The organism is Rhodococcus sp. 7Tela_A2 (genome assembly GCF_049311045.1).
GTDB lineage: Bacteria > Actinomycetota > Actinomycetes > Mycobacteriales > Mycobacteriaceae > Rhodococcus.
This window is the reverse complement of record NZ_JAXION010000058.1, coordinates 13,438-27,977: the sequence shown is the minus strand read 5'-3', so window position 1 is coordinate 27,977 and position 14,540 is coordinate 13,438. Positions and strand designations below refer to the sequence as shown.

The 14,540-nt window shown below is 68.3% G+C and carries 14 protein-coding genes; all 14 read right to left on the bottom strand.

Annotated elements, in window-relative coordinates; genetic code table 11:
- Window positions 1–143: 143 nt before the first annotated feature.
- The 14 genes from TVH25_RS12580 to TVH25_RS12515 all read right to left on the bottom strand — a co-directional run bounded on the left by TVH25_RS12580 (window position 144) and on the right by TVH25_RS12515 (window position 14,463).
- Window positions 144–1,778: a solute symporter family protein gene (locus TVH25_RS12580; protein ID WP_169621131.1), complete on the bottom strand. Its 1,635-nt coding sequence runs from the start codon at window positions 1,776–1,778 to the stop codon at window positions 144–146.
- On the bottom strand, window positions 1,775–2,137 hold the full coding sequence (locus TVH25_RS12575) for a DUF485 domain-containing protein (protein WP_169621132.1): 363 nt from the start codon (window positions 2,135–2,137) through the stop codon (window positions 1,775–1,777). Before TVH25_RS12575 ends, TVH25_RS12580 begins: the two co-directional genes overlap by 4 nt.
- Before the next feature lie 125 nt (window positions 2,138–2,262).
- Window positions 2,263–4,035, bottom strand: coding sequence for a cation acetate symporter (locus tag TVH25_RS12570; RefSeq protein ID WP_296549414.1), 1,773 nt, complete (start codon window positions 4,033–4,035; stop codon window positions 2,263–2,265).
- 6 nt (window positions 4,036–4,041) lie between these two features.
- Window positions 4,042–4,431, bottom strand: a complete 390-nt coding sequence (locus TVH25_RS12565; RefSeq protein WP_169621134.1) for a hypothetical protein — start codon at window positions 4,429–4,431, stop codon at window positions 4,042–4,044.
- Window positions 4,416–5,201 (bottom strand): LytR/AlgR family response regulator transcription factor, encoded by a 786-nt coding sequence (locus TVH25_RS12560; RefSeq protein ID WP_169621135.1) that lies wholly within the window; start codon window positions 5,199–5,201, stop codon window positions 4,416–4,418. The genes TVH25_RS12565 and TVH25_RS12560 overlap by 16 nt, the downstream gene beginning before the upstream one ends.
- Window positions 5,202–5,232: 31 nt before the next feature.
- Complete coding sequence (locus TVH25_RS12555) at window positions 5,233–6,456, bottom strand: sensor histidine kinase (protein ID WP_169621136.1); 1,224 nt, start codon at window positions 6,454–6,456, stop codon at window positions 5,233–5,235.
- Between the two features lie 90 nt (window positions 6,457–6,546).
- A complete protein-coding gene (locus tag TVH25_RS12550; RefSeq protein WP_422424313.1) occupies window positions 6,547–8,202 on the bottom strand; it encodes a Na+/H+ antiporter in 1,656 nt (551 codons plus the stop codon).
- A 53-nt stretch (window positions 8,203–8,255) separates the two neighbouring features.
- Window positions 8,256–8,444 carry an antitoxin gene (locus tag TVH25_RS12545; RefSeq protein ID WP_169621138.1) on the bottom strand — a complete coding sequence of 63 codons (189 nt, stop codon included), beginning with the start codon at window positions 8,442–8,444 and terminating at the stop codon, window positions 8,256–8,258.
- Window positions 8,445–8,531: 87 nt separating this feature from the next.
- On the bottom strand, window positions 8,532–8,882 hold the full coding sequence (locus tag TVH25_RS12540) for an antitoxin (protein ID WP_422424312.1): 351 nt from the start codon (window positions 8,880–8,882) through the stop codon (window positions 8,532–8,534).
- Window positions 8,883–8,922: 40 nt separating this feature from the next.
- On the bottom strand, window positions 8,923–11,406 hold the full coding sequence (locus TVH25_RS12535; protein ID WP_296549417.1) for an HAD-IC family P-type ATPase: 2,484 nt from the start codon (window positions 11,404–11,406) through the stop codon (window positions 8,923–8,925).
- A gap of 52 nt (window positions 11,407–11,458) precedes the next feature.
- Window positions 11,459–12,577 (bottom strand): MBL fold metallo-hydrolase, encoded by a 1,119-nt coding sequence (locus TVH25_RS12530; protein WP_422424311.1) that lies wholly within the window; start codon window positions 12,575–12,577, stop codon window positions 11,459–11,461.
- The gene (locus TVH25_RS12525; RefSeq protein WP_169621142.1) at window positions 12,574–13,305 is read right to left on the bottom strand and encodes an enoyl-CoA hydratase; all 732 of its coding nucleotides are present in this window, start codon (window positions 13,303–13,305) and stop codon (window positions 12,574–12,576) included. The genes TVH25_RS12530 and TVH25_RS12525 overlap by 4 nt, the downstream gene beginning before the upstream one ends.
- Before the next feature lie 32 nt (window positions 13,306–13,337).
- On the bottom strand, window positions 13,338–13,562 hold the full coding sequence (locus TVH25_RS12520; protein ID WP_169621143.1) for a hypothetical protein: 225 nt from the start codon (window positions 13,560–13,562) through the stop codon (window positions 13,338–13,340).
- A 10-nt stretch (window positions 13,563–13,572) separates the two neighbouring features.
- Window positions 13,573–14,463, bottom strand: coding sequence for an SPFH domain-containing protein (locus tag TVH25_RS12515; protein WP_169651875.1), 891 nt, complete (start codon window positions 14,461–14,463; stop codon window positions 13,573–13,575).
- Window positions 14,464–14,540: the final 77 nt, after the last annotated feature.

Genomic DNA, 14,540 nt, shown 5'->3' with positions numbered 1-14,540 from the left:
GGGCCCAGGGGGTGTTTTGCCCACACCTCGAGTTTGCCCATGCGCGCCCGCCTCGACGCCCGGCACTGGGGCGGGCCGTACGCGACCGAAGGCCCGCCCCTTTCGGGGCGGGCCTTCGGATCGTCAGGGCGTGTCGGGCAGAGTCAGTGGGAGACAACCTTCTCCACGCCGACGCCGGTCAGCGAGCGAACTTCCATCTCTGCCTGCTTGTAGGGATCTTCCGGCTTGCCGCGGCCCAGGTAGGTGCCGACTATGCCGAGCAGGAAGGCGAGCGGGATGGACACGATGCCGGGGTTCGACAGCGGGAACCAGGAGAAGTCGGCGTCGGGGAACATCGCGGACGGGCTGCCGGACACGGCGGGCGAGAACACGATCAGCACGAGGCAGCTGATCAGACCGCCGTAGATGCTGAACAGCGCACCCGTGGTGTTGAACTTCTTCCAGAACAGCGAGTACAGCAGCGTCGGCAGGTTCGCCGAAGCGGCAACCGCGAAGGCGAGTGCGACCAGGAAGGCGATGTTCTGTCCCATCGCGAGGATGCCGAGAACGATCGAGACCAGGCCGATCACGACAACGGTGATCCGCGAGACGCGCACCTGCTCGTCCTCGGTGGCGTTGCCGCGCTTGATGACACTGGCGTAGATGTCGTGGGCGAACGACGCCGACGCGGTGATGGCCAGCCCCGCGACCACGGCGAGGATCGTGGCGAACGCGACCGCCGAGATCACGGCCAGGAACACCGTGCCGCCGAGTTCGAACGCGAGCAGCGGGGCCGCGGCGTTCTCCTTGCCCGGTGCGTTGAGGATGACGTCCGGACCGACCAGGGCGGCAGCACCGTAACCGAGAACCAGCGTGAACAGGTAGAAGCCACCGATGAGCGCGATAGCCCACGTCACGGAGCGACGAGCTTCCTTCGCGGTGGGCACCGTGTAGAAGCGCATCAGCACGTGCGGCAGGCCGGCGGTACCGAGCACCAGAGCGAGGCCGAGCGAGATGAAGTCGATCCGCGACATGTCGCTGATGCCGTACTTCGCACCCGGGGCCAGGACGTCGCGCTGGGCGACAGCCTCGCTCGCGGAACCCGACACCATGGCCTGTGCGTCGGCGAGGAGCTGAGAGAAGTTGCCCCGCACCGCGACCAGCACGAGCACGAACATCACGCCTGCACCGGCGATGAGGAGCACCGCCTTGACCATCTGCACGTAGGTCGTGCCCTTCATGCCGCCGATCAGCACGTACACGATCATGAGCACACCGACGACGGCGACGACGACCGCCTGCCCCGTCTTGCCTTCGATGTCGAGCAGGAGCGCAACCAGACCACCGGCACCGGCCATCTGGGCCAGCAGGTAGAACAGCGACACCGCAAGGGTGGACAGCGCCGCGGCCATGCGCACGGGCCGTTGATTGAGCCGGAAGCTCAGCACGTCGGCCATCGTGAAACGGCCGGTGTTGCGCAGGAGTTCGGCGACGAGCAGCAACGCGACGAGCCACGCGACCAGGAAGCCGATCGAGTAGAGGAAGCCGTCGTAGCCGTACACGGCGATGGCACCCGCGATACCCAGGAAGGACGCTGCCGACAGGTAGTCGCCTGCGATGGCGAACCCGTTCTGCGGGCCGGAGAACTGCCCGCCACCGGTGTAGAAGTCGGACGCCGTCTTCGTGGTCCGGCTGGCACGGATGACCAGGCCCATGGTGACGACGACGAACGCGAGGAAGATCGCGATATTGAGGAGCGGGTTACCGATGTCGGTGGTGCCCTGTGCGAGAACGCTCACTGCTGCGGTCCTTCCAGCTCGGTACGGATCGCAGCGGCACGGCCGTCGAGCTGACGACCGGCGAACTTCACGTACACCCCGGTGATGATGAAGGTGGTCAGGAACTGGGCGAGTCCCAGCAGGAGCCCGATGTTGACGTTGCCGATGACCTTGGTGGCCATGAAGTCGGTCGCGTAGGTCGCGAGCAGAACGTACAAGGCGTACCAGGCCAGGAAGAACGCCGTCACGGGAAACACGAACCGGCGCAGGCGACTGCGCAGCTCCTGGAACTCAGGGCTTTCCTGCATGTCGACGAACTCTTGCGGCGTCGGAACGCGCCGCTGGGGTACGTCGCTCTCGCTGGGAGGTGCTGTGGTCACTGCCGACTCCTTGGTCGTACGTGTGAGGTGTAGTGCTCACACACGTTAATGAGACGGCGATCACACAAATAGAGGGGTGTGCCGACCGCACGCCGAACTGCTGAGCGATGCGACGAACGGTCGGCTCACTGCGACGAACGGCGGTCGTCGAACGCTCCGAGCTCCCGATCCCGGCCCATGCCCAGTCGCTCGGGCACGTGCATCCGCGAGAACGTGCGGCCCACATCGGCCGGAATCCGCGTCCGCGTAGCAAGACTCACGGTGATCATGGTCAGGAATGCGAGCGGCACGCTCGCCGCGGCCGGGTATTCCGACAGCACCGCCGGCCATCCCTCCGCGGTCGCCGGATCGAACCGCACCACGATCGACATCAGGGCGGCACCACCCGCGACGGCGCCGCCCACCACCATGCCCGCGGCAGCACCGATTGCCGTCAACCCGCGCCACCAGATCCCCAGTACGAGCAGCGGACACAGCGTGGAGGCGGCGATCGCGAAGACCTGCCCCACCGACCGCGACAGGTCCAGGGACGTCACCGACAACGCGAGCACGAGCGGCACGACACCCGCGAGCACCGCCGCGAGCCGGAAGTCACGGACCCGCCCGCGCAACACGTCGGTGGACAGCACCCCCGCCACGCTCACCAGCAGGCCCGACGACGTGGACAGGAACGCCGCGATCGCACCCGAGGCCACGAGCGCCGCGACCAGTTGCCCGCCCCACCCGGACAGCACCGACCCGGGCAGCAGCAGTACCGCGGCGTCGGAGCGGCCGGTGATGAGCAGTTGCGGGACGTACAGCCGGGCGAAGACCCCGAGGACGGTGGGGAACAGATAGAACAGCCCGAGGAGCCCGATCACCGCCAGCGAGGTCATGCGGGCGGCACGTCCGTCGGGGTTGGTGTAGAAGCGGACGAGTACGTGCGGCAACCCCATGGTGCCCAGGAACGTCGCGAGCATCAGTGAGTACACCTGGAACAACGGGTGCGCGCCGCCCGCACCGATGCCGGCGCCGGGTGCGGCCCAGGTGTCGTTGTCCGACGGAGCGCCCGCCACCACGGGGACCGGCGACCCCGCCTCGAGCACCAGCTGGGTTCCGGCCCCGAATTCGTGTTCTCCCGGTGCAAGCTCGATCACGCCGGAGACGGGCACACCGTCCACGTCGCCCCGGGCCGTCACCTCCAGCGGGTCGGCGACCTGCACGATGACGTCGACGGTGATGTCGACGGTGGTGGTTTCGGTGACGGTCGGGGGAACAGGACCGTCCACCGCGCGATCATCACCGACGAAATGCAGGATCAGGACGAGGGCGGGAATGGCGACCGCGGTGAGCTTGAGCCAATACTGGAACGCCTGCACGAACGTGATCGACCGCATCCCGCCACCGACCACGTTCGCGACGACGATGATGCCGACGACTGCGACCCCCACCCAGTCCGGGACGCCGAGAAGGATATTGAGCGTGAGTCCCGCGCCCTGGAACTGCGGCACGAGATAGAGCACGCAGATGATCGCGACCACCATCATCGACAGGGTGCGCAGCCATCGTTCGCCGAGACGGAACTCCGCGAAATCCGGCACCGTGTAGGCACCGGATCGCCTCAGCGGTGCCGCGACGAACAACAACAGCCCGAGATACCCGGCGGTGAACCCGACCGGATACCAGAGGGCGTCTGCCCCGAACTTCGCGACCAGCCCGGCGACGCCGAGGAAGGACGCGGCGGACAGGTACTCCCCGGAAATGGCGGCGGCGTTCCACCGCGGCCCGACGCTGCGGGACGCGACGAGGAAATCGGAGGTCGTGCGGGCCATACGGACGCCGTAGACACCGATCGCGACGGTGGCGACAGCCGCCGCGACGAGGCCGACGACGGTCGCGACGGGAATCGACTCGGTCATGACGCGTCAGTCGTCGGTCAGGTCGGTGAAGTCCTGCTCGTTTCGTTCGGCGAGGCGCACATAGACCCACGCGATCCCGAGCAGGACCGGATAACCGACGATGCCGAGCAGAATCCACGGGAGCCGGACCCCCATCAGCGTCACCTCCGACAGTCGCGGCACGAAGTGCAACAGCACGGGAATCGCCCCGAGCAGGCACACCGTTGCCAGGGCGACCCGGATGGCGAGGCCGAGTTGGGCGCGCACCAGGCCGCGCACCATCGCATCGCCGACCTCGGTCTGTTGCTGCACCTCGACCCGCGTGCGGACGATGCGCGCGCCCCGCCGCTGCGCGAGAACCACACGCTGCCGCGGCGGGGGTGACCCGCCTGCCTGGGTGCTCACCGCGACGTCCACGTCTGCATCGGGCCGCGGATGAGGCGGTCCTTGAGTTCACGGGTGTGGCGACGACTGACCGGCAACTCGACCGGTGGCGCGTCACCGTTCCCCTTCACACACACCACGAGGCCGGAGCCGACGCTGCGGATACCGGTGACCAGGGGCAGCGCGACGAGGAAGGACCGATGCACGCGCAGGAAGCCCGCGTCGGCCCATCGGCTCTCGAGGGTCGAGATCGGGATGCGCACGAGATGCGAACCGGTCGCGGTGTGCAACCGGGCATAGTCACCGTCGGCCTCCACCCACTGCACCGACGACCGGGGAACGAGAGTGGTCACCCCACCCAGTTCGACGGGGATCACTTCGTCGCCCGACTGTGGTTCCGGCGCCCGCCCCGCCCCGGACCGGCGCCGCTCGACGATCCGTTGCACCGCCTGAGCGAGGCGCTCCTCCCGAAGGGGCTTGAGCACATAGTCCACGGCACCGAGGTCGAACGCCGACACCGCGCGGTCGTCGTGTGCGGTCACGAACACCACAGCCGGTGGGGTCGCGAAGTTGCGAAGGATGCCGGCGATCTCCAGACCGTCCAGTCCGGGCATGTTGATGTCGAGGAACACCGCATCGACCCCACCGTCGCGCAACAACCGCAGCGCCGTCGTCGCGTCGCTCGCGGTATGGACCTGGGCGATCTCGTCCTGAGCGCGCAACAGGTACGCAAGCTCGTCGAGAGCGGGCGGTTCGTCGTCGACGGCCAGTACGGTGAGTGTTTTCTCTGCTTTGTCGTTCACGGCGGACCTATCGTGCCACGTCGGGCACCCGTCAAGGCCGGATACCCGCACGGAACTTGGGTACCCGCATGCTCACTTTCGTACCGGCCCCCGGGGCGGTCTCCACCACCAGCCCGTAGTCGTTGCCGAAAGCGGCCCGGAGCCGGTCGTCGACGTTGGCGAGCCCGACGTGCGCGGACTCCTTGACCCCGCTGCCGTGCTCACTCTCGGCGATCGAGTCCAGCGTTCCGGAACGCAGCAGTTCCGGGTCCATTCCCACCCCGTCGTCCTCCACACTGATGACGCAGTCGGTGCCCTCGTCGGCTGCGGTGATCGTGATGGTGCCGGTGCGGGTGGATGTCCCGGCGATACCGTGCCGGACCGCGTTCTCGACGAGTGGCTGCAACGCGAGGAACGGAAGCGTCACGTTGAGAACCTCGGGTGCGACCTGCAACCGCACCTCGAGCGCATTGCCGAAACGGGCTCGCTCGAGCGTGAGGTAGCGATCGATGTTCCGCAGTTCGTCGGCGAGCAGCGTGTACTCCCCCGTCGCGCGGAACGAGTAACGCGTGAAATCTGCAAAATCGAGCAGCAGTTCTCGTGCCCGGTCCGGGTCGGTGCGCACGAACGAGGCGACGGTGTTGAGCGCGTTGTAGATGAAATGCGGGCTGATCTGCGCGCGCAGAGCCCGCAGCTCGGCCCGGTCGAGCCGGGCCCTGGAAGCGTCGAGTTCGGCCAGTTCGAGCTGGCTGCACGCATACCGCGCCACCTCCGTGATCGCGCCGAGCAATGCGGGCCCGGGAGTCGTCGTCGTCACCACGCCCAGCACACCTGCCACTCCCACGCCTTCGATCACGAGGGGCTGGGCGATCAGTGCGCGCGCGGCGAGGTCCCGGGGGCCCGGGGCCAGGTCGCGGTGTCCGACCAGTACCCGCCGCTCCTCCGCGACGGCGCGCGCGGCGGCGTCGTGCATGCGGTCCGCGAGGCTCTCGAACGGGCCGTCCCACGCGAGCAGCGTTCCGTCCGCGTCCACGAGGGCGACGGCCTGCGCTTCTGCGAGCAGCATCCGCAGGTGCACGGCCGCTTCCGTCGCGGACGAGGCGTCGAGCCCCCGTCGCAGGGGACGCGCGGCGAGGGACGCCGTGTGCAGCGTGGAATGCACGGCCCGTTCGGCGGGGGTGGTGACGACCCGGCGGGTCCGCGCCCATACCACGGCCAGTACGGCGACGACCAGAATCGTGACGGCCGCGAACGCGAGGAGAACGGTTCCGGTCACGTTTCGGCGATCCTCGGCGCTACGGCCACGGGGTCGGGCGGTTCGATCATGGTCATACGCTACGACGAGCACCGGCGACGGGCGCGTCGATCACGGCGGGGGCGTCCCGTTTCCCGTTCTGCCGCGACGTTCGACCCGTTCCTCCGCGGCGGCTTCCTCGATGTCCAGACTCTCGAGTTCGGCCCGCAGACTCTCGTCGTCCAGCGTGCCGTCGTCTCGTGCCGCGATGAGCGCGGTGCGCTGGGCGCGGAGCACGGCGCGTCGGAACTCGTCGAACAGTGCGCCGGCGTCGACACCGGCCTCGGTGTCGTCCTCGGACTCGACCTGTCGCGCGTCGACGCGGGCCTTGACGGATCGTCGCACGCGTTCGAGGATCCGGCGCACCGCGTCCGGGTCGAACCCGCCCGGCGGATCCTTCTCCAAGGTTGCGATCTCTTCTTTCGCAGCGTTCGCCGTGATCGTGCGGGCCAGTTCGCGTTGCTCTGTGGCGCGAAGGCGTTCGTACGGATCGACGACGTCGAGCCGCCGGATCAGCATCGGCATGGTGGCGCCCTGGATGAGCAGCGTGCCCACCGCCACGACCAGCGCGGCCAGGTGGATGAGCTCCCGTCCCGGGAACGGCTCCCCAGACCCGAGGACCGCCGGCACACCGCCGGCTGCGGCAAGGGTGACGACCCCGCGCATCCCCGCCCACGACACCACGATGTGCTCGCGGTAGGTGAGGGGGTCGCGGCCGAGGCGGGTGAACCCGGCCGTGCGCACCGCCCGGCGGCGGCCCCAGTTCAGAAAGCCCCAGATCGGGCGGACGAGTATGACCACCGCCAGCACCGCAACGGAATAGAGCAACACCGGCACCACGTCGAGGCCGGTGTCGGCGACTTCGTCCAGGACGAATTTCAGTTGCAGGCCCATGTAAGCGAAGACGAACATTTCGAGCAGGATGTCGACGCTCTCCCACACGAAGCGTTCCTGTAACCGCGTGGTGACCGCGGTGTCGGTGGCCCGGTGCCCGATGTACAGGCCCGCCGCGACCACTGCGAGCACCCCGGACGCGTGGATCTCCTCGGCGACGAGATAGGCAGCGAACGGAAGGACCAGCCCGAGAGCAGTTTCCAGCGGCGAGTCGAACATGCGGCCGCGGACCCAGTGCACCACTGCCGCGAGGACCAGACCCACCGCGACGCCGCCGACGACTCCGTATGCGAAGAACAGCACCGGTGAATCGGCGAACACCGGGGTTCCCGCAACCATGGCGATCGCCACCGCGAACAGCGTCAGTGCGGTCGCATCGTTGACGAGTCCTTCACCGGTGAGGATGGAGATGACGCGTTTGGGCAGTCCGAGTTTCTGCCCCACCGCGACCGCGCTGACCGCGTCGGTGGGCGCAACCACCGCCCCCAGGACCAGCGCGGCACCGAACGTGAGGTCCGGAACCAGCCAGTTCGCGAAGAATGCCACCGCGAACGCCGTCGCCAGCACCGTGACGATCCCGAGTCTGAGGATCGGTGTGAGATAACGCCGGAACGTGGGAACGGAGAACTTCAGCGCCGCCGAGTACAGCAACGGGGGCAGCACGACCCCGAGCAGTACGTCCGGTTCCAGCTCGAGCCGCGGCAGGCCGGGCAGGAACGACGCGATCGCGCCGATGATGACGAGAACCAGTGGACCCTGCAGGTTTCCCCTGTTCGCCAGTCCTGTGACGGCGATGGCCGCGATGACGACGAGCAGAATCATGGTCCCGTTCACGGGACCGATTCTCCCCCTACGCCGCCCGTGGGGCGCGCCCTCCGGTCACGTCGTCACTTGGTGCCGAGGGCCTTCTTCACTGCACTCTGCGCGGAATCGACCTGCCCGGCGAACTTGCCGCCGGTCTTGCTGTCCGCGACGTCCCCGACCTTGTCGATGGCGCTGTTCACCTTGTCGGGATTCTCGGCCGCGAACTGCTTGCCCTTGTCCACGATGCCCTTGACGCTGTCCATGAATCCCATGCGGGAACCCCTTTGTTCGATGATCGAGCGAACAAAGCGTGACACAGCGAGAGCCGGGGTGATGAACCGGTCACCGCCCCGGCCGGGTCAGGGTGTGGTGCCCGGCGGGGTAGCCGGGCCCGGACCGCCCCCCGGGCGAGGATCGGCCGGCGGATCGGGCTGTGGACCGGCGGGCGGTGACCCGGGCCGCGGATCCGATGCCGAAGCGTCTGTGGCGGGGTTTTCGGCAGCCGGGTTTCCGGCAGCGGGGTTTTCGCTGCCGAGGTGCTTGCGCGCCGCGTCCTGCGCCTTGCCGATGTGCTGCGAGTATTTTCCGCGGGTCTTGGAGTCGGCGATGTGGCCCGCCTTCTCGATGTACCCGTCGACCTTGTCGGAGTTCTGTGCGGCGTAACCCTTGCCCTTGCCGAGCAGTCCCTTGACGGTGTCCATGAGTCCCATGGCGTGTCCTTCCGTTGGACTACGACCAGCGTCCCACAGGTCACGGCGCTCCGGGCAGGTCCTCCCGAGATGCGAACAGACGCCGGCGCTCACCGTGGATGCGACCCGTTACCCACCAGCAGGCCTCGACGAGAAGCACACCGATCGCACCGCAGGTGAACGCGATGGTGGAGTACGCGACGTTCGACGGGTCGAGCGCGAAGAACTCCCGGCAGAACGGCACCGAGAACAGCACGACGTAGCCGAGCACGGCTCCCGCGATCAGTGCGATCTTCCACCATTGGTACGGCCGTGCCACCACGGCCAGCACCCACAGGGCGATCATGATCAGGGTGATGAGCGCGGACGTCCCGGCCTGCACCTTCTGTGCCTCGGTCTGGTCCGGTCCCGCGTAGACGAGGAGGTAGCAGACGAAGGTCGCGACACCGACGATCACGCCCGACGGGATGGCCAGGCGCATCACCCGCGACACGAAACCCGGTCGTGCCCGCTCGTTGTTGGGAGCGAGCGACAGCAGGAACGCCGGGATACCGATGGTGAACCACGCGGCGATCGTCACGTGCCGCGGCAGGAACGGGTACGGCAGCGGATCGAAGTCGAAGATCGGGGCCAGCACCCCCGACGCACCGATGAAGAATGCGAGCAGCACCGAGTACACGGTTTTGGTGAGGAACAGATTCGAGACGCGTTCGATGTTGCCGATGACGCGGCGGCCCTCACCGACGACGTAGGGCAACGTCGCGAACTTGTTGTCGAGCAAGACGATCTGCGCGACGGACCGCGCTGCGGGGCTGCCCGAGCCCATGGCGACTCCGATGTCCGCGTCCTTGAGCGCGAGGACGTCGTTGACCCCGTCTCCGGTCATCGCGACGGTGTGGCCGCGCGACTGCAGCGCACCGACCATGGCGCGTTTCTGGTCGGGACGTACGCGCCCGAAGGTCGTCGATGCTTCGGCGATGTCGGCGAGTTGCTCGCGATCGTCGGGCAGTGTGCGCGCGTCGATCGGGCTGTCGCCGTGCGGCAGGCCGAGTGACGACGCGACCGCTCCCACAGACACGGCGTTGTCGCCGGAGATGACCTTGACGTCGACGTGCTGTTCCGCGAAGTACTCGAGCGTGGCCTTCGCATCGGTCCGCACCCGCTGCTCGAGCACGACCAGGGCGACGGGCGCGACGGTTCCGGGTGCGAGTGCGTCGTCGACGGGCCGGTCGCTGCGGGCGAGCAGCAGCACGCGCAGCCCCTGGGCTCCGAGTTCTTCCGCGCGCCGCGCCGTCGGTGTTCCCGAATCGAGGAGCACGTCGCACGCGCCGAGCAGCCAGTTGCCGTGTGCCCCGTACGACTGGCCGCTCCACTTCTTCGCCGAGGAGAACGGTGCGATCGCGGTGGGCTTGCCCCAATCGGGGCCGTCGGGAAACGCCTCGGCGATCGCGAGCACGCTCGCGTTCGGGCGGGGGTCGTCGCAGGCCAGGGCAGCCAGCGCGGTCCGGGCAGCGTCGAGGTCGGTTCCGCCGGGGCTCTCGACGAGTTCGACGTCGGCGAGCCGCATGCCGTTCTCGGTGAGAGTTCCGGTCTTGTCCGCACACACGATGTCGACGCGTGCCAGTCCCTCGATCGCGGGAAGCTCCTGCACGAGGCACTGGCGGCGGCCCAGCCGGACGACGCCGACCGCGAACGCGATGGAGGTCATGAGGACCAGGCCTTCGGGCACCATCGGCACCAGCGCCGCGACCATGCCGCTCAGCGAGGGTCCGAGGGCTTCACCGCTCGAGAACAGCTGGTTGAAGATGATGAGCAGGCCCGCGGGAATCATCAGGTAGGTGATGAGCTTGAGGATCTTGTTGATGCCCGCGTTCAGCTCCGAGTGGACCAGCGTGAACTTGCTGGCCTCCTCCGCGAGCCGCGCCGCGTACGCGTCCCGTCCGACCTTCGTCGCCCGGTAGGCGCCGGTCCCCGAGGACACGAAGCTGCCCGACATCACCGATGTCCCCGGGTCCTTGTGCACGGGGTCGGATTCACCGGTGAGCAAGGACTCGTCGAGTTCGAGCCCGGCCGACTCCACGACGGTGCCGTCGACGACGAGCTGATCGCCGGGACCGAGTTCGATGATGTCGTCGAGCACGACCTCGCGCGGGGGCAGCTCGCCGCTGCTGCCGTTGCGGCGCACTACCGGCCTGGTCTGGCTGACGATCGCGAGTTTGTCCAGGGTCCGCTTGGCGCGGACTTCCTGGATGATGCCGATGGAACTGTTCGCCACGATGAGCAGGCCGAACATGCCGTCGACGATCGAGCCGGTCGCGAGCACGATCAGCAGCAGGACGCCCAGAATCGCGTTGATCCGCGTGAAGACGTTGGCACGGACGATGTCCTTGACCGAACGGGACGCGCGGTCGGGGACGTCATTGGTCTGCCCGCGGGCGACTCGTTCGGCGACCTGTTCGGTGGCCAGCCCGTGCTCGAGATATGCGGGGTCGTCGGTGAGCGTGTCACTCGTCTCGACTACCGCGGTGGGCTCTTCTCCTGCCATAACCAATGAGCGTATTCCACCGGGCGGCGCCCCTGTTCCCCCGGAGGCTGCGTCAGCCGAGTGGGATCCACCACGGGTCGCGCGCGACGGGGCGGAGAGCGTCGATCCGCTGCCCGGGCATCGGCACGGCGGTCGCGACGCCCACCTCCTGCGCAGCCGGGAGCAGGCGCGCGATCGGCTCGGACCACGAGTGCAGGGCGAGGTTGAACGTCCCCCAGTGCACGGGGACGAGCAGGCTGTCGCGACGCTCGGTGCCGCCGAGGTCGAGGTGCGTGCGCACGGCTTCTTCGGGGTCCATGTGGACGTCGGGCCAGCGCCGGTCGTACGCGCCGACGGGCAGCAATGTCAGGTCGAACGGCCCGTACTTGTCGCCGAGGTCCGCGAAGCGCCGCGTGTAACCGGTGTCGCCGCCGAAGAACGCGCGGCGGGTCGGACCCGCGATCACCCAGGACGACCACAGAGTGATGTCGCGCTGCAGACCGCGGCCGGAGAAGTGCCGGGCCTCGGTGCACGTGATGCGCAGACCGTCGATCTCGACGTGCTGATCCCAGTCGAGTTCGACGATCCGGTTCTCGGCGACCTTCCACCGTCGCAGGTGGGCACCGATCCCCAGGGGCACGACGAACCGGGCCTCGGGCTGCAGGGCGGCGAGGGCTTCGACCGTGACCCGATCGAGGTGGTCGTAGTGGTCGTGCGAGATGACGATCGCGTCGGCGGCGGGCAGCGCCTGGAGTTCGACGGGCACGGGATGCATCCGCTTCGGGCCGACGGTCGGCGACGGGGAGACCCGGTCGCTCCATACCGGATCGCAGAGCACCCGGTAGCCGTCGATCTCGAGGAGGGCACTGGAATGCCCGAACCAGGTGACGGCGAGTTCGGCGGCGTCGACCGGCGCGAGCGACGGTGCGACGGGCACGTCGCTGCGCGGGGTTCCACGGGAACCGCGGGTGAGCATGTCCTTCAGGAGTCCGCCGCTGTCGTCGGGATCGAGCACGGACGCGGGATCGGTGTTGTGGAACCGCCCGTTGCGATAGTGCGGCGATCCTGCGGCGTAAGGCCGGATGTCGGAGACGGAAGCCCCGATCGAACTCGGCAGGCCCCGTGCAGCACGAGCGAACCAGAGCGCACCTGCGCCGGCGAGCGCGGACGACGCGGCCTGCCGGGCCCTCATCGGCCGCGGAAGATCGGGTCGCGGCCGCCCGCGCGGGCAAGCCTGGCTTCCTGGGCGTCCTCGCTGAGCCACGCAGCGGCCAGCGCTGCCGTCTGCTCGGGTGTGCTGTCGTCGCGGGTGCCGTCGTCGTTGAGGAACAGCTTCTGTGCTTGCAGCGACAGCGGCGCGAGCTTCGCGATCTCCTGCGCCCACGCCTGCGCGGCCGCGAGGTCGCCGATCCTGTTGGCGAGGCCGCGAGCCAGCGCTTCCTCGGCGTCGATGGGTTCGGCAGCGAGCAGGACGGTCCGGGCCGGGCCACCGCCGACGAGTGACGCCAGCCGTCGCACCGTCCATCGGTCCACCGAGATCCCGAGACGCGCTGCGGGCACCGCGAACCTCGCGCCCGGGGCCACCACTCGCAGGTCCGAGGCCAGCGCGAGCTGGGTGCCCGCTCCGATGGCGGGTCCGTTGATCGCCGCGATCACGGGAACCGGTGCGCTTTCGATCGTCTGCAGCATGTCGCCGAGGTTGTCGAGGAACCCGGCGGCATAGACGTCGCCGGACAGGTCGGCGCCGGCGCAGAAGCTCGTTCCGCGGCCCGTGATCACGACTACCCGGGCATCGTCGCCGACTGCCTGTTCGACCGCATCGCGGATCTCGATGCACAACTGCGAATTGAGCGCGTTCCGGCGTTCTTCGCGCTGCAATTCCAGCGTGACGACGTCACCGTCGCGGTTGATCCCGATCATGTATCTGGCACCCTTCCGTCAATGCCCAACGATCATTCCATTGTGTCGCCCGTACCGCGCGACTCCTGAGCGCGGGGTCGTCCGGGACCACGCATCCTGCCCGCGTCGCGCGGTGCCCGCCCGGCCTCGGCCAACGCGCGGCGCAGGAGGAATTCGATCTGGGCGTTGGTGCTGCGCAACTCGTCGGCGGCCCAGCGCGCGAGCGCGTCGTGGACCGCCGGGTCGAGCCGCAACAAGACCTTCTTGCGTTCGGGCATGCCGAATTCCCTACTGGTACAGCGATCCCGTGTTGAGAACGGGCTGGGCACTCTGATCGCCACACAGTACGACGAGCAGGTTGGAGACCATCGCGGCCTTGCGGTCCTCGTCGAGCATGACGGTGTGCTCGGCCTCGAGGCGCTCGAGGGCGGTACCGACCATGGAGACGGCGCCGTGCACGATCTGTTCCCGGGCGGCGATCACGGCGCCGGCCTGCTGACGGCGCAGCATCGCCTGTGCGATCTCCGGGGCGTAGGCGAGTTGGTTGATGCGGGTCTCGATCACGCGCACGCCGGCCGACCGGACGCGAGCATGCACCTCGGACGACAGCTTCGTGGTGATCTCGTCGGCGTTCTGCCGCAGCGACATCGCCTCGGGCGCACCGTCATACGGGTAACTCCCGGCGATGTGACGCACCGCGGCCTCGGTCTGGACGGCGACGAACTCCTCGAAGTCGTCCACGTCGAAGACCGCCCGCGCGGTGTCCTCGACCTGCCACACGATCACCGCCGAGATGTCGATGGGGTTGCCGTCCGCATCGTTGACCTTCGCCCTTGCCGTCTCGTGGTTTCGGATGCGCGTGGAGATCTTGCGACGGGAGTTGAGCGGATTCATCCACCGCAGGCCCGGTTCGCGGAGAGTGCCTGCGTACGAGCCCCCGAGCAATTGGAGCACGCGGGCTTCGTTGGGCTCGACGAGAATCAGGCCGGCGAGCGCGACGAGAGCGATGACCGCGATGACGGATCCCACCACGATCAGCGGAACGTTGATCTCGACCGCGGCCCACACGATCAGTGCGGACGCCAGTGCGGCGGCGACGAGTGCGGCGGCAAGTACGGGCCAGCCGTTGGACGAGCGTCCCGGGCGTTCCGACGAGGTGGTGGACTCTGCTGTTTCCATGGGGATCCTTCCGGGCACGAATGCGATGTCAAAGTGATATCACATTTTTGGATCATCGCCGGTGCCGGGTTCACAGG

What these genes read in the sequence shown, in the direction of transcription:
- TVH25_RS12570 (WP_296549414.1), bottom strand. Translation starts at nt 4,035, where the DNA reads ATGACCGAGTCGATTCCCGTCGCGACCGTCGTCGGCCTCGTCGCGGCG.
- TVH25_RS12545 (WP_169621138.1), bottom strand. Translation starts at nt 8,444, where the DNA reads ATGGGATTCATGGACAGCGTCAAGGGCATCGTGGACAAGGGCAAGCAG.
- TVH25_RS12540 (WP_422424312.1), bottom strand. Translation starts at nt 8,882, where the DNA reads ATGGGACTCATGGACACCGTCAAGGGACTGCTCGGCAAGGGCAAGGGT.
- TVH25_RS12535 (WP_296549417.1), bottom strand. Translation starts at nt 11,406, where the DNA reads ATGGCAGGAGAAGAGCCCACCGCGGTAGTCGAGACGAGTGACACGCTC.
- TVH25_RS12530 (WP_422424311.1), bottom strand. Translation starts at nt 12,577, where the DNA reads ATGAGGGCCCGGCAGGCCGCGTCGTCCGCGCTCGCCGGCGCAGGTGCG.
- TVH25_RS12525 (WP_169621142.1), bottom strand. Translation starts at nt 13,305, where the DNA reads ATGATCGGGATCAACCGCGACGGTGACGTCGTCACGCTGGAATTGCAG.
- TVH25_RS12520 (WP_169621143.1), bottom strand. Translation starts at nt 13,562, where the DNA reads ATGCCCGAACGCAAGAAGGTCTTGTTGCGGCTCGACCCGGCGGTCCAC.
- TVH25_RS12515 (WP_169651875.1), bottom strand. Translation starts at nt 14,463, where the DNA reads ATGGAAACAGCAGAGTCCACCACCTCGTCGGAACGCCCGGGACGCTCG.